General features: G+C 63.7%; 15 protein-coding genes and 2 pseudogenes. 8 read left to right on the top strand and 9 right to left on the bottom strand.

Going from position 1 to position 16,922, the window contains the following annotated elements; translation table 11 throughout:
- The coding region (locus ABSG20_RS11860; protein WP_423864688.1) for an acetyl-CoA C-acyltransferase at positions 1–794 on the top strand (794 nt) is incomplete at its 5' end.
- Between the two features lie 222 nt (positions 795–1,016).
- A complete protein-coding gene (locus ABSG20_RS11865; protein WP_423864689.1) occupies positions 1,017–1,910 on the top strand; it encodes a dioxygenase family protein in 894 nt (297 codons plus the stop codon).
- A gap of 156 nt (positions 1,911–2,066) precedes the next feature.
- On the opposite strand, the gene ABSG20_RS11870 is transcribed toward ABSG20_RS11865, so the two are convergent.
- Genes ABSG20_RS11870 through ABSG20_RS11880 form a run of 3 tightly spaced genes read right to left on the bottom strand, consistent with a single transcriptional unit; the run spans position 2,067 to position 4,560 of the window.
- Entirely contained in the window at positions 2,067–2,345 is a 279-nt protein-coding gene (locus ABSG20_RS11870) for a HigA family addiction module antitoxin (protein WP_423864690.1), read from the bottom strand.
- Between the two features lie 14 nt (positions 2,346–2,359).
- A complete protein-coding gene (locus tag ABSG20_RS11875) occupies positions 2,360–2,638 on the bottom strand; it encodes a type II toxin-antitoxin system RelE/ParE family toxin (protein WP_423864691.1) in 279 nt (92 codons plus the stop codon).
- Between the two features lie 56 nt (positions 2,639–2,694).
- Complete coding sequence (locus ABSG20_RS11880) at positions 2,695–4,560, bottom strand: FUSC family protein (protein WP_423864692.1); 1,866 nt, start codon at positions 4,558–4,560, stop codon at positions 2,695–2,697.
- Between the two features lie 182 nt (positions 4,561–4,742).
- Here ABSG20_RS11880 and ABSG20_RS11885 point away from each other — a divergent pair, with 182 nt between their 5' ends.
- Entirely contained in the window at positions 4,743–5,201 is a 459-nt protein-coding gene (locus tag ABSG20_RS11885; RefSeq protein ID WP_423864693.1) for a hypothetical protein, read from the top strand.
- An 85-nt stretch (positions 5,202–5,286) separates the two neighbouring features.
- Here the strand turns inward: ABSG20_RS11885 and ABSG20_RS11890 are convergent, their stop codons facing one another.
- From ABSG20_RS11890 to ABSG20_RS11900, 3 genes are read right to left on the bottom strand one after another with little or no spacing between them, the layout of a single operon-like run.
- Positions 5,287–6,846 (bottom strand): MDR family MFS transporter, encoded by a 1,560-nt coding sequence (locus tag ABSG20_RS11890; protein ID WP_423864694.1) that lies wholly within the window; start codon positions 6,844–6,846, stop codon positions 5,287–5,289.
- Between the two features lie 6 nt (positions 6,847–6,852).
- Positions 6,853–8,016, bottom strand: coding sequence for an HlyD family secretion protein (locus ABSG20_RS11895; protein WP_423864695.1), 1,164 nt, complete (start codon positions 8,014–8,016; stop codon positions 6,853–6,855).
- Positions 8,009–8,491 carry a MarR family winged helix-turn-helix transcriptional regulator gene (locus tag ABSG20_RS11900; RefSeq protein WP_423864702.1) on the bottom strand — a complete coding sequence of 161 codons (483 nt, stop codon included), beginning with the start codon at positions 8,489–8,491 and terminating at the stop codon, positions 8,009–8,011. Before ABSG20_RS11900 ends, ABSG20_RS11895 begins: the two co-directional genes overlap by 8 nt.
- 246 nt (positions 8,492–8,737) lie before the next feature.
- Between ABSG20_RS11900 and ABSG20_RS11905 the strand changes: the two genes are divergently transcribed.
- Together ABSG20_RS11905 and ABSG20_RS11910 are read left to right on the top strand one after the other, a co-directional pair.
- Positions 8,738–9,232: a Fur family transcriptional regulator gene (locus tag ABSG20_RS11905; RefSeq protein ID WP_423864696.1), complete on the top strand. Its 495-nt coding sequence runs from the start codon at positions 8,738–8,740 to the stop codon at positions 9,230–9,232.
- Between the two features lie 180 nt (positions 9,233–9,412).
- Positions 9,413–10,252, top strand: a pseudogene (locus ABSG20_RS11910) (DMT family transporter); the annotation flags it as partial.
- A gap of 80 nt (positions 10,253–10,332) precedes the next feature.
- Here the strand turns inward: ABSG20_RS11910 and ABSG20_RS11915 are convergent.
- Genes ABSG20_RS11915 through ABSG20_RS11925 form a run of 3 tightly spaced genes read right to left on the bottom strand, consistent with a single transcriptional unit; the run spans position 10,333 to position 13,915 of the window.
- The gene (locus tag ABSG20_RS11915) at positions 10,333–11,196 is read right to left on the bottom strand and encodes a UbiA prenyltransferase family protein (RefSeq protein WP_423864697.1); all 864 of its coding nucleotides are present in this window, start codon (positions 11,194–11,196) and stop codon (positions 10,333–10,335) included.
- Entirely contained in the window at positions 11,193–11,843 is a 651-nt protein-coding gene (locus tag ABSG20_RS11920) for a class I SAM-dependent methyltransferase (RefSeq protein ID WP_423864698.1), read from the bottom strand. The genes ABSG20_RS11915 and ABSG20_RS11920 overlap by 4 nt, the downstream gene beginning before the upstream one ends.
- On the bottom strand, positions 11,840–13,915 hold the full coding sequence (locus tag ABSG20_RS11925) for a hypothetical protein (protein ID WP_423864699.1): 2,076 nt from the start codon (positions 13,913–13,915) through the stop codon (positions 11,840–11,842). The genes ABSG20_RS11920 and ABSG20_RS11925 overlap by 4 nt, the downstream gene beginning before the upstream one ends.
- Before the next feature lie 282 nt (positions 13,916–14,197).
- Between ABSG20_RS11925 and ABSG20_RS11930 the strand changes: the two genes are divergently transcribed.
- The 3 genes and pseudogenes from ABSG20_RS11930 to ABSG20_RS11940 form a co-directional block, all read left to right on the top strand.
- On the top strand, positions 14,198–14,653 hold the full coding sequence (locus ABSG20_RS11930) for an RbsD/FucU family protein (protein WP_423864700.1): 456 nt from the start codon (positions 14,198–14,200) through the stop codon (positions 14,651–14,653).
- 228 nt (positions 14,654–14,881) lie between these two features.
- Positions 14,882–16,540, top strand: coding sequence for a sugar ABC transporter substrate-binding protein (locus ABSG20_RS11935; protein WP_423864701.1), 1,659 nt, complete (start codon positions 14,882–14,884; stop codon positions 16,538–16,540).
- 116 nt (positions 16,541–16,656) lie between these two features.
- Positions 16,657–16,922 (top strand): annotated as a pseudogene (locus ABSG20_RS11940) (sugar ABC transporter permease); the annotation flags it as partial.

Consider the following 16,922-nt stretch of genomic DNA (forward strand, 5'->3'; position numbering starts at 1 on the left):
AAATCTTCGACACCACCATCGGCTGGCGCTTCATCAACCCCTTGATGAAGGCGCAATATGGCGTCGATGCGATGCCCGAGACCGGCGAGAACGTCGCCGAGGAATTCCAGGTCTCGCGTGCCGACCAGGACGCCTTTGCCATTCGCTCGCAGCAGCGTGCCGGAGCGGCGATCGCGTCGGGTTATTTTGCCGAGGAAATCACGGCGGTCTCGGCGCCGGGCGGCAAGGCGGGGCCGATCTCCGTGGCGAAGGACGAGCATCCGCGCCCCGAGACCACGCTCGAAGGTCTGACAAAACTGAAGCCGATCGTGCGCAATCCCGGCACCGTGACCGCCGGCAATGCCTCCGGGGTCAACGATGGCGCGGCGGCGATGATTCTCGCCTCCGAGCCAGCCGTGAAGAAGCACGGGCTGACGCCGCGGGCGCGGATCCTGGGGCTGGCTTCAGCCGCGGTGCCGCCGCGCATCATGGGCATCGGCCCGGTGCCGGCGACCCGCAAGCTGATGGCGCGGCTCGGCCTGAAAATCAGCGATTTCGACCTGATCGAGCTCAATGAAGCCTTTGCCAGCCAGGGCATCGCCTGCCTGCGCCAGCTCGGCGTGCCTGAGGATGCCGATTTCGTCAATCCGCATGGCGGCGCGATCGCGCTCGGCCATCCCTTGGGCATGAGCGGGGCGCGGCTCGTGTTGACGGCAGTGCACGGCATGGAAAAGCGCGGCGGAATGCGCGCGCTGGCCACCATGTGTGTCGGGGTCGGGCAGGGCGTGGCGATGGCGATCGAGAAACTGAATTGAGAGGCTCCCCTCCCTCCACGCGCATCGCGCGTGGAGGGAGGGGTCGGGGGGTGGCGCGGCATTCACCGAAGCAGCGGTTCCTGCCGATGGACCCCCCACCCCCGACCCCGGATCAAGTCCGGGGCAGGCTCCCTCCCCACCGCTGCGCGGGGGGAGGGGAGAACCAGGATCCGGTTGCATAGTTTTGACGGTTGACGCTAGCCGCGATCCTGGGAGTAAGGAATGATCATCGAACGTCAAGAGGATGTCACACCAGCAGTCCTCACCGTGATGGAACGGACATCCGACCCGCGGCTGCGCCAGATCATGATCTCGCTGGTCAGGCATCTCCATGGCTTTGTCCGCGACATCAGGCTGACCGAAGCGGAATTCCGCGAGGCCGCCGCCATCCTGGCCGAGCTGGGGCAGCTCTCGACCGCCTCGCATAACGAAGTCGTGCTGGTGGCCGGCTCGCTCGGCGTCTCGTCGCTGGTATGTCTGCTGAATAATGGCGATCAGGGCAATACCGAAACGGATCAGTCGCTGCTCGGACCGTTCTGGCGGCTGAACTCGCCGCGGGTGGAAAACGGCGGGACCATCGTGCGCTCCCCGACACCGGGGCCGCCGCTTTTGGTCAAAGGCCGCGTCATCGATAAAGACGGACGGCCGATTGCCGGGGCGGATGTCGATGTCTGGCACGCTTCCCCGGTCGGGTTCTACGAGAACCAGGATCCCGAACAGGCGGACATGAACCTGCGCGGCAAGTTTACCACCGATGCCGAAGGCTGCTTCCGGTTTCGCTCGGTGATGATGGTCGGCTACCCTATACCAACCAACGGGGTGGTCGGCCGGCTGCTGAAGTCACAGAACCGGCATCCCTATCGGCCGGCGCATCTCCACGCGCTGATTTTCAAGCCGCGATTCAAGGTGCTGATTTCCCAGGTCTACGATCCCGCCGACCCGCATATCGACAGCGACGTCCAGTTCGGCGTGACCAAGGCGCTGATGGGCGATTTCGTACGTCATCAAGAGCCGCATCCGACGGAGCCCGATGTCACCGCGCCCTGGTATTCGCTCGATCACGTCTACCGGATGGAAGCGGGCGAGGCCGTGCTGCCGCGCCCGCCGATCGAGTAACAGAGACCGAAGAGACGCCATACAACACGCTCCCGACCCGCGAGATCGAGCTGCCGCCGCGCCAGCCGGATACCGGCTACAAGCGGCCCAAAAAATCGAGCCAGCGTTTCGTCCCGCAGGTTTATTGAGCGCGATGCCCGCGACGGTTCATTGAGGCTAAGCCGGCACCAACCGCTTAACCTTGAAGGTGCGCTTGCGAACCCGGGCCAGGTCGTAATTCATCTGCATCCTGAGCCAGGTGTCGGCCGTGCTGCCGATCGCTTTCTCAAGCTTGACGGCCATTTCCGGCGTGATCCCGCTGCGTCCCGCTATCACGTTGTGAAGTTGCTGCCGCGTGATCCCAAGACCCTTCGCTGCGGCGACAATCGAAACCTTCAGTTCGTCGAGCGTATCGCCGAGCAGCTCGCCAGGGTGGGGCGGATTTTTCATCGCCATGTCATTTTGCTCCCTCAGTGATAGTCCACAAGGTCAACATCGGATGCGGTGCCATTCTCGAACCGAAAAATAACCCGCCAGTTCGCGCGAACGGTCACGGCCCAGAAGCCTTTAAGGTCGCCCTTCAACGGATGCAGCCCGAAAGTCGGCAGGCGTAGCGCCTCGATCGTTTCCGCCGCTTGCAGCACGCCCAGAATCTGTCTGAGCTTGCGCACGTGTTCGGCGTTCAAGCCCCTGGTGTTATCGTCCTCGAAAAGCTGCCTCAGCCCTTTGTGCTTGAAACTTTCGATCATTGTTCCCCGACCGTTAGGCTAGGTCATGTAAAACGATACTTTACATTTGTCAATCGTCATCTTACAGTCGGAAGCGAAGCGCGAAGCGCTGATATCTCGGCTCCGAGAAAGTTCGCGGTCGTGACGTCCGCCAGCACGTCGGACCGGTTTCCGAGATCTTCGGCGATAGCGGCAAGGGCGCTCCGCGCCTGCCTGACGGCCTCGGGCTCCGGCACTGGTTCGGTCGGATGGGGACCGTTTCGCTCGCGCTGCCAGCAGGCGGCGAGAAGGCGATAGGCCAGGCGCTGCGCGGCCACCACCGCGGGCCAGAAGCTCTCGGCGACATCCCGTTCGTGGATCGACGCGCCGATGCTCTCATCATAGGCCTGCAGCAGGATCAGCGAATGATGCTGCAAGTCGCGGCGGGCCGCCCGGGCGGCCCCGTCGGTGACGGAGCCGCCGGCGAGGCACGCGAGCACCCGATCGGCCGCCGCGAGCGTCCGGCGCAGGGCCAAAGACACCCCGCCTGTGGTCCGTTTCGGCGTCGTCACCATCAACACCAGCAGTGCGATGGCGCAGCCCAGCGTGGTGTCGACACCGCGCGCGAGCAGCAAATGCGGGATGTCGGACACGGCGTGGCCGCCGGCCGCGATGGTCAGCGCAACCGGGGTGATGAAGGCCACCGCGATCGCGTAATTGCGCAGCACGAAGATCTCGATCAGAAACTGGAACGTCATCAGCGTGGCCGCGAGCCCTAATCCGGCGGGGCGCAACGCGATCACGCCCCATGCGATGATCAGGCCGGCCCAGGTGCCGAGCATGCGCTCCAGTCCCCGCTGCAGCGTCCGCACCAGATCCAGTCCCTGATGCAGCATCAACACCGCGGCCGCCATCGCCCAGTACGCCCGCTCCAGCCCGAGTTCGGAGGCGGCCGCGCCGGCGAGCAAGGTCGCAAAGCCGGCGCGAAGCGCGATGCGGAGCTGGGGAGATCGTGGGGCGACCGCGTCCTTGAGCGCCTGCCATGCGCCAAAGTGCCCGAGCGGGATGACGACGTCGTCGGGCTCGGCAACCGATTCCGGCTCTTGCGCCAGGCGGGCGAGCCCGCGTGCGTTTTCCAGCGTCGCGCTCGACAGCGCCTCGTGGCGGCTCGCTTGGCCGTTGACGTCCGCGAACAGCAGGTTCAGCCGGCGATTGAGAACCCGCAGCCGATGCAGCGTGGTGTCGGGGCGTGGCCGGACCGGCTGGTAGGTCACCAGGATGGACCAGGCCTGGTGCAGGGCGGCCGCGGCATGGTGCTGCGCCAGCGCCTCGCGCGGCGACCCGATCGCGGAAATGAAATCGATCAGGCACTGCGCAGCGGCGGCGACCGCGCGTTTTTCAGGCGCGCGCGGCTGCGCGAGCGCGCCACTCATGTGAACCAGCAAGGCCAGCATGCCGCCGGCCAGAGCGAGAAGCGCGGTGCGCCCGGGGTCGATGTCTTCAGTCCGCATGAAGGTTCCGGCGGCGCAGACCAGAACGATCATGTAGGCGCCGGGCGGGCCGACCCTCAGGGCGTTGCAGAGCAGCGTCGCCGTCGCCGCGATCAGGGCGACCGCGAGGATCGGCGGCCAGGGGCTGGCGGCGGAGGCGGCGGTACCGCCGAGCCAGACCGCGAGCGCAAAGCAGCCGGCAAGCGTTGCGAGCAGGCGCGCGCGGCTGAGATAGGGTCGCCCGCTGCCGTACAGCCCGGTAAAGGCGCCGAGTGTCGCCATCAACCCCGAGCCGACGTCATTGAGGGCCCAGCCGATGATGACGGGCAGGCCCATGCAGAAGGCAGCCCGCAGGGCATAGGGCCAGCGCGATTGCACCGACCGCAAACGAAACAGCGCGCGCAGGCCGAACGACGGCGCGGGCGGGGCCGCGGGAATCGGCCCCGGCTCGGGATCGCGCGCGTGTTCAGCCATGGGCAGGGATTAGCATATCTCGGGCCAGGCACGGAACGCGCGCAGCGGCCCTATGGCTCATGCGAGGACGCCCCATACACGCTGGAAAATGCCGATTTAGGTTGCATCCCGGATTCCCGTAGATCGACCGGCTCAACCGGGGATATAGTCGGGGCCATCCGTCGATGTTGGGAACACTAGCCATGCGAGTTCGCGGCTTCCTGGTGTTTTTCGCGGCGTTGGCCGTCGGCGCGGCCGCGACCGCGACCGCCTACCTCCTGCTCAATTATGACCGGCTGGTCCAGCAAGTGTCGTCCGTGGGCAGCCCAGTCGCGGCCCCGTTGGTCGCGCGGGACGAAGATGCCGTGACGCTGAGGGATTTTCAGGCGTTCCAGCAATTGACCGGGGATTCGCTGAAGGCCGCGACCCAGGACATCGCCGCCGAACGGACCGACCTGAAAACTCTCTCCGATCAGGTATCGGCTCTGGCGGCTCGCATCGAAGCGATGCAGAGCACGGCCACCCTGCCGCCATCGCAGCCAGCCATCCCCGCGCGGCCGCCGCCCGTCGGCGAACGGAAAAAACCACCGGTTGCCAAACCGGTGGGCCGCATTTCCGTCGGGGGCGCCCCGTTGCCGGCCCCCCGGCCGGATGGTCAATAGCCGGCAGGGCTAACGGCTCCCCACCGCTTCGCGGGGCGGGGGGCGGGGAGAAGCAGATCCGATTCGATCGTTTTGATTCCTGCCGCTACTCGATCACCGCATGCTCGGGCGCGGCCGACTGCTTGCGCAGGGCGGCGCGGCTTGAGCCGATCATGAGCGCGAGCGGGATCGTGCAGAGGATGAAGATCATCACCATCTGGTAGTCCCTGGAAAACGCGATGATCTGCGCCTGCACGTTGACCATCGCGTCCGCCAAAGCGCGGCCGGCGTCGGTGCCCATGTTGATCATGCCGGAGACGTCGGGCATCTGCATCGCATGGTTGAAGGGATTGACGTGCTCGGAGAGGACGGCGTGCGCGCGCCGCGCGCCTTCCGTGAGCTGCGCGATCACGACCGAGATGCCGATCGAGCTGGCGACATTGCGCATCAGGGTCAGCATCGCCGTGCCGTCGGTCCGGAGCTGGTTGGGCAGCGTCAGGAAGGCGACCGTCGAGAGCGGCACGAACACCAGGCCGAAGCCAAAACCCTGGATGATGCTCAAGGTCACGATTTCCGGCACGCCGGTCTGATCGGTCCAGCCGGTCATGTAGAACAGCGACAGCGCGGTCAGACCAAGACCCGAGATGATCAGCGTGCGCGCCTCGATATAATGCATCATGCGGCCGACCAGCATCATGGCGACAAAGGTGCCGCAGCCGCGGCTCGCCAGCAGCACGCCCGCGGTGATGATGGGATAGCCGATCACGTTCTGCAGATAGGGCGAGGCCAGCGCCATGGTCGAATACAGCACGAGCCCCATCACCGCCATGAAGACGCAACCGGTGATGAAGTTGCGGTCGCGGAACAAAGCAAACTGGATGAACGGACTGGACGTCGTCAGCGAGTGGGCGAAGAAATAATAGAAGCCGATGCCGGAGACGACGAACTCGGCGATGATTTCGCCCGATTCCAGCCAGCCGAGCTGCTCGCCGCGGTCGAGCGCGAGCTGCAGGCTGCCGATCGCGACCGCCAGCGCCGCGAAGCCGAACCAGTCGAAGCGAAGCTCAAAGCTTTTGCGGGTCTCGTCCATGAAGACCAGAAGGCCGAGCACGGTGAAGATCCCGAACGGCAGATTGACAAAAAACACCCAGTGCCAGGAATAGGTCTCGGTCAGCCAGGCGCCGAGCGAGGGTCCCATGATCGGGCCCATCATCACCCCCATGCCCCAGATCGACATCGCCTTGGCGCGCTCGTGCAGCGCATAGGAATCGAGCATCACCGCCTGCGACAGCGGCACCAAAGCGGCGCCGAACACGCCCTGCAGCAGCCGGAACAGCACCATCTGGTCGATGTCCTGGGCCAGCCCGCACAGCACCGAGGCGATGGTGAAGCCGCCGGCGCAGATGATGAAGATCCGCTTGCGGCCGAACCGGTTGGCGATCCAGCCCACCGGCGCGGTCATGATCGCGGCGGCGACGATGTAGGAGGTCAGGACCCAGTTGATCTGGTCCTGCGAGGCCGACAGGCTGCCCTGCATATAGGGCAGCGCCACATTGGCGATGGTGGTGTCGAGCGCCTGCATGATGGTCGCGGTCATGGCGCAGATCGTCACCATGTTGCGGCGCAGGCCGGGAACGGCGATCGGGGCTGCCGCCGAATTCGGCATGATCGCTCATTCCTCCTTGGCCGCACCCGCCGGCGCGAGACCGAGCAGGGCTTTGAGCGAGCGCAGATGGCCGGTATCGATCGAGGTCGTGGCGCTCATGCCGGCCTTCAGCTTGCGGACGTAGGGGTCGTTGCCATCGAAATAGATCCGCACCGGCACGCGCTGCACCACCTTGACGAAGTTTCCGGTGGCGTTTTGCGCCGGCAGGATCGCGAATTGCGCGCCGGTGCCGGGGCTGAGCGAGCCGACGGTGCCCTTGAAGACATGATCGGGGAAGGCATCGACCTCGATCGTGACCGGCTCGCCGACCGTGACATAGGTGAAATCCGATTCCTTCGGGTTGGCATCGACCCACGGGTTCGCAATATCGATGATCGAGAACATCGGGGTGCCGGCGGCGACGAAGCGGCCGAGCTGGATCTGCTCGACCTGGGTCGCAACGCCGGCCATCGGCGCGCGCATCGCGGTGTGATCGAGATTGCGCACGGCCTGGTCGAGCGCGGCCTTGGCCTGGGCGTAGGGCGGAAATTGCTCGAGCGGCAAATCGGGATCGCCGAGCAACTGGGTCTTGGCGCTCGAAAGCTGCTGCTTGAGGAATTCGAGCTGCGCGCTCGCGGTGACAAGTGCGGTCGCCGAATTGTCGAGATCGAGCTGGGAGCCGAAATTGTTCTTGGCGAGCGCGGTTTTGCGGTCGACGTCGCGCTGCTTGAGGTCGACACCCTGCTGCGCCAGATCGAGCATCTGGCCGTAGATCTTGATGTTGGCCCTGAGATTGTCATAGGTGGTGCGGGTCTGGGCGAGCATGGCCCGGGCCTGATCCGCCGCGAGGCGGAACGGCACCGGGTCGATCTCGAGCAGCGCGTCGCCTTGCTTGACCAGCTGGCCTTCCTTGACGACCACCTTTTCGATCCTGCCGGAGATATCGGGCGTGATCAGGACTTTCTGCGCCCCGACATAGGCGTCGTCGGTCGTCACGTAGCGCCCGCCATTGAGATAGAAGATCACGCCGCCGATCAGCGCGGCGAGCGGCAAGACCACCAGCAGCAGCGCGCGACGGTAACGCCGCATCGCGGACATCCGGGGCTGCGGTTCCGCGGCTATTTTTTCCGCCGGCTTGGGCTGTGGGCTGCCCTTTTGCTCCGGCGGAAATTTCAGGATCGGATCAGCCATAGCGCGGCTCCTTCTTCGGCGGCTCGCCGGCCGGGTTCTGGATCGCGTTGCGCACGTTTTCCTTGATGGTTTCCAGCTGGGCGAGCAGGCGGTGGGCCTCGGCGGGATTGATGCCCGCAAGCGCGGTCGCCGTCAGTTCGGAGCGCAGCCCGCTCAATTTGCCGAGCAGGGGACGGGCGGCCTTGCGCAGATAGAGCCGGTTGACGCGCCGGTCGGTCTCGTCGCCGCGGCGCTCGATCCAGCCGGCGTCGCAGAGCCGATCGATCAGCCGCGTCAGCGTGATCGGCTGCATTTCCATCTGTTCCGCGAGTTCCGACTGTTTCAGTCCCTCGGTGCGCTCGACCTTGGCCAGAACCGCCCATTGCGCGCGGGTAATGCCGTAGCGCGCGGCCTGCTTGTCGGCATAGGCGCGCACCAGCCGCTGCAGTTCACCCAGCGTGAACAGGAAATTCATATCCACCGTGCCGCGGACCATCGCCATCCCCTTTATGAGCCTCCGAACTAATAAGCAGCTTTCGATATAATAAGCAAGCTTATGAATTATGAACATCGAGGCTTTCCGGAAGGCTGACCCGCCGTCCGCACATGGCTCGGACCGGGGAATCACGGTCTCTCGGAGGGGACTGCGGACAAGCCGCGTCTGCCAGGCGCGATGCCGCGCCGCAAAATTTTTCAATCCGGATTAGACGGACCGGAGCGGGCGGGTTACATGATGCCCCGGATGACCGCGACAAAACCGACATTTCCCGCGCCCGATCACGATCACGACCGCTGCACCGCGGACGGGCTCTCGCATGCCGAGGGGGTCTGCAAGCTGCGGGCGCAGAAATTCACGCCGATCCGCCGCCGGGTGCTGCGGGCGCTGTTGTCCAGCCACCGCCCGCTCGGCGCCTATGAGGTGATCGACGAACTGGCGAAATCGATGCCGGCCCCGGCGCCGATCACGGTCTATCGCGCGCTCGATTTCCTGATGGAAAATGGCCTCGTCCACCGCATCGAAAGCCGCAACGCCTTTCTCGCCTGCGCCCATGACCACGACGCGGCGGCGATGGTGGCCTTTCTGATCTGCGACGCCTGCGGTTCGGTCGGCGAAATTCCGGCCATGCCGGTGGCGCGGGGTCTCAACGCCGCCGCGCGCGCCAGCGGTTTTGCGCCAAAACTTTCGGTGGTCGAAATCACCGGCACCTGTGCGCATTGTCAGGGCTTGGATTCTTGATATGGATTTGGGCATGATGCTTTGCGAAAATCCGAAGGTCATTTTGCGCTTACGCGGCCCTGCGGCTCGGGATCATGCTCCTGAAAACACGGCGATAAGCCGGCACCGGACTTCATGACTTCAAAACCATTGACCACGAATTCGGCCGGGCGCCCGCTCAGCCCGGGCGCGATCGCGCTGATGCTGATGCTGTGCCTGAGCTGGGGTTTCAACCAGATTGCGGTCAAGCTGGCGCTGCCGGACATTCCGCCGATGCTGCAGGCCATGATCCGCTCCGCCGGTGCGTTGCCGGTATTGCTCCTGATCGCGCGGGCGCGCGGGGTGAAAATCTTCGTTTCCGACGGCACGCTCTCCGCCGGCCTGTTCGCGGGCCTTTTGTTCGGCGTCGAATTCGTGCTGATCTTCCGCGGCCTCAAGCTGACGTCGGCGTCGCGCGCCGTGGTGTTTCTCTACACCGCGCCGTTTTTCGTGGCGCTGGGCTCCTATCAGTTGCTCGGCGAACGGCTGCGCGGCTCGCAATGGGGCGGGCTCGCCGTGAGTTTTCTGGGTGTCGCGCTGGCAATCGGCGTTCCCCAGGCCGATGTCGATGCCAATGTGCTCCTGGGCGACCTGATGATCGTCGGCGGCGGGGCGCTGTGGGCCGCCACGACGCTCGTGGTGAAAACCACCTCGCTGCTGCGGGCCCCGCCCGAAAAGGCGCTTGCGTACCAGGTGGCGATGTCGATCCCGATCCTGGGTCTGGCGGCCTGGCTTTCAGGCGAGACCCTGACCCATCTTCCCGGGCCCTTGGCGCTGGCGCTGATGGCCTATCAGGCGATCTGGGTGGTCGGATTGACCTTTCTTTTGTGGTTCGCGCTGGTCAAAACCTATTCCGCCAGCAAATTATCGGCATTTACCTTCATCACCCCTCTGTTCGGCGTCGTGGCCAGCTATTTCATCATGCATGATACGCTGACGCTGGCCTTCGGGGCGGCGGCGCTTTTGGTGATATCGGGGCTTTTTCTGGTCAACCGGCCGAGCCCGGTGGTTGGGGAAAGGGTCGTCGCCGATCCGAGAAAGCCCAGAAGATCGTGTTGGATACTTCGATGGGGCTCGGAGCCTCAGAAATACAGGAAATACGCAAAGAAGAGCCCGAAACATGTCAACGTCGTCAACAGGAAGCGGTCGCGGTAGAGCAGGTCTACAGGCTGCTCGCCGCCGCCTTCGACCAGGACGATCTGCAGAAAGCGCAGCAATCCCATCGCAACTGGAATCGCCGTGAGCATAACGCCCTTGCCGTATCGCGTATCGGCGTAATCGGAAACGCAAAACAAAAGATAGACAACCAGCGTTCCGGCACACAAGCTCGTAACTACGGAATCCAGAAAAGCAAGATTGTAGCCGATAAGCGAGGGCCGCGATTGGCGATGCTGCAGGTCGGCGAACTCTGCACGTCGTTTGGCGCTCACGATCAGCAGAGAGCCCATTCCGATGGCCGAAACGATCCAAGGGGACGCCGTTATTCCAAGCTCGACGACGCCTGCGAAAAACCGGATCACGAAGCCGGCAGCGACGATAAAAAGTTCCAATACCGCGATATGTTTGATGCCGAGCGAATAGCCGATGTTGAGCGCCGCATACGCGGCGAGCAACCACCAAATCGGTGCACTCAACCCGGCCAGCAGCCCGATCGCAGTCGTCGCCGCATAGAGCGCGGCCATCAGTGCCAGCGCAGCCCCAATGCTGATGGCGCCTGCGGCGAGCGGGCGCTGGCGTTTCCCGGGGTTGAGCCGGTCGACGTCGATGTCACGCCAGTCGTTAAAAGCGTAAGTCGCGCTTGAGAGCAGACAAAACATCACAAGGATGATCGCGACGCGCCCCAACGTGCCGCTGCGGCCGATCTCGCCGCTGAAGAACAGTCCACCGAAAACAAGCAAGTTCTTCGGCCAGTGCTGTGGCCGCATCAGGACAAGCGCGGCTTTCATCGCAGAAAGACCCGCAACTGATGGCCGTACACGAAACGTGAATAGTCCTCGGCATGCACCAGTGTCATGCCGTCATCATGGGCCCAGCGCACGACCCTGTCGGGTGCGACGTAGTGGACAACCTGCCGCGACAACAGCAGATCGTGCGCCGTGTTGGCCCACCGCCGCCAGAATGGGTGGCTCGTCATGTCCTTGTAGATCAACCGCCCCCCAGGGGCTACCCGGCGAGCCGCAGCATGGATCGCTTCCTGCTGGCGTGTCGGCGGAATGTGATGAAGAACGTCGATCATGACAACGATATCGAATTTATCGGCCGGGATGTCCTCGAAATCCGAGATATGGCGAAAATCGACAACATCGTGGGAAAGCCGGCATTGCGCAGCTTTCGCTGCCGCGATGGCGTCGTTCGAAACGTCGCAGCCGGTGCCGGATGCGATCTGATGCTGCTCCGACAGCAGCGCAAGCAGTGCGCCTGCGCCGCAGCCGAAGTCGAGCACATTTGCAGCAGGTGGCACCCAACGCGTTACCGGCTCGTAAGGGCAGATCAAGTGCCGCCAGGCGACGAGTTCCCGCGTCGGCCTGTTGGTATCGCGATAGAGCGACCGGAGAAGGGCACGCATCTCGTGTGAGGAAAGGGCTGGCGTCATCGGCCCGGTATCGGTCGTGGCGCCAGCGCCCGTCGCTCGATCCAGCGCCACTGCTTCAACGCCTCCATGACCAGGAAATGCTTATTCCATCGCTGCAACAATTTGGTTCGCCCCAGCCACGAAAGAGCTTCGTCGCCGAGCCACGTCGCGCTGACGATCGCGGCGAGCAGCCATGTCAGCAAATGGTAGCGCGGGGTGGTGGCGTAGAACAGCATGATGCCAAACCCGGCCAAAGCCGCGACGGCAAGCAGCCGATCCCATTGCGGCGATTGCCGCCTGAGCGCGACACGGATCACGATGGCGACCTCGGCGGCGCAGATGATGATCGAAGCATGCTTCTGCGAGGGACCGAGCAGCGCGACGTAAAGGTGCGCGACCACACGAGCCACGGCCTCGCCGTGCAGATCGAAATGCGCGAGCTCCGCCAGCGCTTGCGCATAAGTAAGCGGCGGGACAACCAGCACCTGCGGAATCGCGGCGTTGCTCCCGAAGGGAACGAACACCTGGCCAAATACCCAGTTGTGGAGCGCCATCAGTCCGACAACCGAGAACCCGGCGCAGAGCGCTGCGGCGCGAGGCAGATCGCGCAACCGCGCCGACATCGCGACCGCGCCGAGCACGACCACCGCGGCCGGCGGCAACAGGTTTGGTCGCAGCCAGACCGCAAGGCCGAGCAGCAACGCGCCGCTCAGGCCGCGAAACCAGTGCTCCCGAGCTTTGGAAGCCACCAGCAGAAGTCCAGCCAAGAATGCCAGTGTACCCGCAACATCCGGATAACCCGCAGCCGCGATCAGTGTGAAAGAACGCAGGCTCAGCCCGATCGCGGCGCCGAGCGAACTGACGAACAGCAGCGCAGCGAGCAGCGCCCAACCGGATCCGGCGAACCGTCGGTAGACCGCGAAAATCAGGAGAGGCGATGTCCACAGCAGCGTGAAATAGCCAAACTCCGTATCTCCGAAGATGAATTTCTCCAGCGCCAGCAGGTAACGAAGGCCCGGCACGAAATAGAAGACTTTCTCGTCGCTGCGCAATGCCGCCGCGAAATCGCCGTGCAACAGCGCCTGGACGATGGTGCGACCCATGCCCTCATGCGTCAGACCGTCATCGCCGCCGGCGTAGATATGAATGCCGCCGAAAAAGATCGGATCGGTGACGGCGATAACCGCGAGCGCCGCCGCGATCAACCCGCAGGGCAGGATGAAGTCGCGCATCATTGGCCGCGCTGCCAGCAGCACGACGATCAAAAGAACGCCGAGCAGCCGCGCGCCGCCGGCGATGCCGTTACGCAGCTTCAACGCACCGGTCTGTTCGAGCCGCATCGACAGCCGCTCGGTGGGATCGATCGACACGGCAAAAATCCGCTGTCCGGTGTCGGCGGCTTCCAGCGTCCGGCAGCTGACGGAAGCGTGCTTGATCGGCGTGAACTGTTCGCGATCGCCCTCCCACAGCACGATACCTCTCCAGCACAGCGAACTACCCGCGTAGTCAGAGGGGAATCTGAACATCGTGAACCAGGGAAAGGTCGCGCGTTCGACGTCGCTTACCCGGTCGTACCAATTGTATTTGCGCTCGTTGATGAAGCCGGTCCGCCATGCTCTCGGATCGTCGATCTCGATGGAAGCCACGCGACGGGAGAAGGCAGGCCGGTCGTAGACCGCGTCGCCGGAGAACGCATAGGCGCCCGCGGGCATCGGCTGCGGACGCCAGCACCCGGCGACATTGCGGTCGCAGCGGTTGGCCGGCGGGTAGATCCGATCGAACTCGGCCAGCATGAAGCGGAACACATCGCGAGGCAAGCCGCGCTCGAGCGCCGAAGTTGGAGCTGCGTCATCGACCACAAAGACATTGTGGCCCTCCTCGATCAGCGGCGATGCCGCCAGCAATTGGATCGCGCACGCAACGATCGCGACGGCGGCAGCTGCCGCCAGCCGGCGGCGCGAGGTATTTATGTTGGCGATGCAGAAGACCATGGTAGCGGCGGCTAAACACACATAGCCGGTGATGTCGTTGATCGGGAGGCCGAGCACGCAGAGCACCAGGGCCCCAGCTACGAGCTTAAGCCAGTGATGCACGCACGCTGCCATTAAACGGACTATGACCTTGGGAAATAAAGGACATCTACTTGCTTGTGGGACGATCAGGCTTTCCCAGTGCCACTCCCGGCACTGCTGATCCACTCACGAGGTAATTTGGTGTAAAAGTAAAGTCAAGACGGCTGTGCTCCGCCTCCTCGGATGCGCCGCTCTGGCCGCCGGCCCGATCCAGTTCTATAAGGGCTATAAGGAGACGGCTGCATCGGTAGGACCCGGCTGTCAGCCGCCAAAAGGATCCGTCGAATTCAAGGGAGGCGCAGCATGCTGAAATCGATCGATCCAATTCTAAATGCAGACGTCCTTTACGCCTTGCGGGCCATGGGCCATGGCGACGACCTCGTCATCTGTGACACGAATTTCCCGGCCGACGCGGTCGCCCGTCAGAGCGTGCTGGGGCGGCTCTTGCGGATTGATAACGTGACGGCTGGCCGGGCGGCACGCGCTATCCTTTCAGTCCTGCCGCTTGATTCCTTTGTCGACAAGCCCGCTTTGCGAATGCAAATCGTCGGCAAGCCCGACGAGGTGCCTGCGGTGCAGATCGAGGTGCAGCGTGAGATCGACGCTGCGCAGGGCAGTCCCCTGGCCATGGGCTCGATCGAGCGATTCGCCTTTTATGAACTCGCGAAGAAGTCGTATTGCGTGATCCAGACCGGCGAACGGCGCTTCTACGGCTGCTTCGTATTCAAGAAGGGTGTCATTGCGCCCGACCCGGCGTAGTGGATCGCGTCACAGAACCCGCCCGCCGGCCCCGGCGCCACGTCTCCCGGCGGATTCGTTGACATTGATCAAGGCTGCTGCATACTCGAAAAGGCCTCTGTCACCACCTCACCGGATTGCGCCAGTAAGAGTGGAGGACACATCAAGTCCTCGAACGTCCTGTCCGTAAGAATAGCGGTGCCCAGGCGACTGAAACTTAAGCAACAAGAAAATCAGGGAGGTTTCGTGGTGAAACAGCAAGAGTACGATCAGTATCTCCGAACGCGACCGGACCGGCGCACTGTCCTCAAGGGAGCGGCCAGCGCGGCCGCCCTCGGCTCGGCTGGCGCTCTCGGCGCGTTTTCCGAGCGTGCGCTGGCACAGGACAGTCTGCGGGCGCGGATTTTACAAACGCCAGGCGTCGGCAAAGGTGCCCCCACCGACGCCGATTGGCAGAAGGTCGGCGAGCTTTGCCTTGGCCCGACCAAAGCGAACGTCAAGGAGGGCGAATTCAAGGGCGTCGAACTCTCCTTCATGGGATTGAACAACCAGAATCTGCACAACCTGCTTTTCCGCGGTTTCCTGAAACCGTGGGAGGCCTACACGGGAGCGAAAATTTCCTGGATCGACCTCGCGCAGGCTGACTACAACCCGCGACTGCAACAAGCGATCGCGACCGGCACGGTCGACTTCGATATCCTTGAAATGGGCGCCCCGTTCGAGGGCGATGTGTGCGGCAAGGGCCTGGCGTCGGAGATGCCGGACTGGGTCAAGAAGCAGATCGATATCGACGACTATGTCGAATACCTGAAGCCGCCGGTTGGAACCTGGAACGGCAAGACCTATCGCGTCACCATCGACGGCGACTGCCACAACTTCAATTACAGGACCGACTATTTCTCCGACCCCGGTCTGGCCAAGGCCTGGAAGGACGCCGGCAACCAGGGCGAATGGGGCGTGCCGAAGACCTGGCAGCAGGTCCAGGTCGTGACCAAGTTCCTCAAGGGCAAGAAATTCAAGGGCCAGAATGCGGTCGGCTACCTCGATGCGCCGAAGCCCTGGGGTGGGTTCGGCTTCTATTTCCTTGGCAGCCGCGCCACGGCCTACGCGAAACATCCGGACGACAAGGCCTGGCTGTTCGATGTGGACACGATGAAGCCGCGCATCAGCAATCCGGCCTGGGTTCGCGCCATTCAGGACGTCATCGACGCGCTGCCGTCCGAGCCGGCCGATCAGCTCAACGCCGATCCAAACACCACCGGCTTCCAGCAATTCCTGGCCGGCATCGGCGCGATGATTCCCTGGTGGGGAGATATCGGCCAAGTGGCGAAAGCGAGCGACACCTCCGTCATCGGCGACATCGTCGGGTTCGACATCCTGCCCGGATCGGACGACGTCTACAATTCCAAGACCCGCAGCTGGGAAAAGCTCGCGAGCGGTCCAAACCATGCTCCCAACTGCGCTTATCTCGGTTGGGGCATTTACGTCATGGCGAGGGTTGACGGCGACGAACGCAAGCACAAGGCGGCGTGGAGCGCCGCAGCGCATGTCGGCGGCAAGGACCTGTCGCTGTGGACCGTGATGTATCCGTCCGGCTTCCAGGTTCATCGGGCAAGCCATTCCAACATCGACGAATGGGTGGCGGCGGGCTACGACAGGAAGTACATCACGTCTTATCTGAACTCGCAGTTCGGCTCCTATAATCACCCAAACCGTGCGGTCGAGCCGCGCATTCCCGGCATTTTCCAGTACTACAGCATCGCGGAAGACGAGCTGACCAAGATCTTCGCCGGCCAGTACGACGCCCAGACCGGCGCCAACAACATCGCCGCGGCCTGGGAAAAGTTGACCGACCAGATCGGTCGCGACAAGCAGATCGCGCTCTATAAGGCGTCACTCGGCGCGTAATTTCCCGCCCTATTGGTCCGGCGGACCATCGGACCCTCGGCTGGCGCCGCTCGCGGCACCAGCCGAGGCTTTCCCGGCGACCGGGTCAAAGTCCAAATCGGCAGAGTGCGGTCTTGATGCAGAACTCATCACCGGTGGCGGATCAACGGCGCCACAAGCTCAAATCGCAACGCCCCCTTGCCAGCCGGAACAACGCAGGACGAGCGCTTGTTGCTCTGGCCTCGCTCGGGTCCCTGCTCGTGCTCCTGATCCAGATTCTGCACGCCACCGGAGCCATCCATGCGGGGTTCGCCGATTGGCGCCCGATCCTCTACGCCTATCTGCTGTGGGCCACCGTGTTCGGTGTCGGGCAGGTCGTGATCCGCGGCGAACGCGGTCTGCG

Origin of the sequence: Bradyrhizobium sp., from assembly GCF_049512235.1 — a bacterium.
Lineage (GTDB): Bacteria > Pseudomonadota > Alphaproteobacteria > Rhizobiales > Xanthobacteraceae > Bradyrhizobium.

What these genes read in the sequence shown, in the direction of transcription:
- ABSG20_RS11900 (WP_423864702.1), bottom strand. Translation starts at nt 8,491, where the DNA reads ATGGTCCGCGGCACGGTGGATATGAATTTCCTGTTCACGCTGGGTGAA.
- ABSG20_RS11930 (WP_423864700.1), top strand. Translation starts at nt 14,198, where the DNA reads ATGCTGAAATCGATCGATCCAATTCTAAATGCAGACGTCCTTTACGCC.
- ABSG20_RS11880 (WP_423864692.1), bottom strand. Translation starts at nt 4,560, where the DNA reads ATGGCTGAACACGCGCGCGATCCCGAGCCGGGGCCGATTCCCGCGGCC.
- ABSG20_RS11915 (WP_423864697.1), bottom strand. Translation starts at nt 11,196, where the DNA reads ATGAAAGCCGCGCTTGTCCTGATGCGGCCACAGCACTGGCCGAAGAAC.
- ABSG20_RS11875 (WP_423864691.1), bottom strand. Translation starts at nt 2,638, where the DNA reads ATGATCGAAAGTTTCAAGCACAAAGGGCTGAGGCAGCTTTTCGAGGAC.
- ABSG20_RS11895 (WP_423864695.1), bottom strand. Translation starts at nt 8,016, where the DNA reads ATGGCTGATCCGATCCTGAAATTTCCGCCGGAGCAAAAGGGCAGCCCA.
- ABSG20_RS11920 (WP_423864698.1), bottom strand. Translation starts at nt 11,843, where the DNA reads ATGACGCCAGCCCTTTCCTCACACGAGATGCGTGCCCTTCTCCGGTCG.
- ABSG20_RS11865 (WP_423864689.1), top strand. Translation starts at nt 1,017, where the DNA reads ATGATCATCGAACGTCAAGAGGATGTCACACCAGCAGTCCTCACCGTG.
- ABSG20_RS11905 (WP_423864696.1), top strand. Translation starts at nt 8,738, where the DNA reads ATGACCGCGACAAAACCGACATTTCCCGCGCCCGATCACGATCACGAC.
- ABSG20_RS11870 (WP_423864690.1), bottom strand. Translation starts at nt 2,345, where the DNA reads ATGGCGATGAAAAATCCGCCCCACCCTGGCGAGCTGCTCGGCGATACG.
- ABSG20_RS11890 (WP_423864694.1), bottom strand. Translation starts at nt 6,846, where the DNA reads ATGCCGAATTCGGCGGCAGCCCCGATCGCCGTTCCCGGCCTGCGCCGC.
- ABSG20_RS11885 (WP_423864693.1), top strand. Translation starts at nt 4,743, where the DNA reads ATGCGAGTTCGCGGCTTCCTGGTGTTTTTCGCGGCGTTGGCCGTCGGC.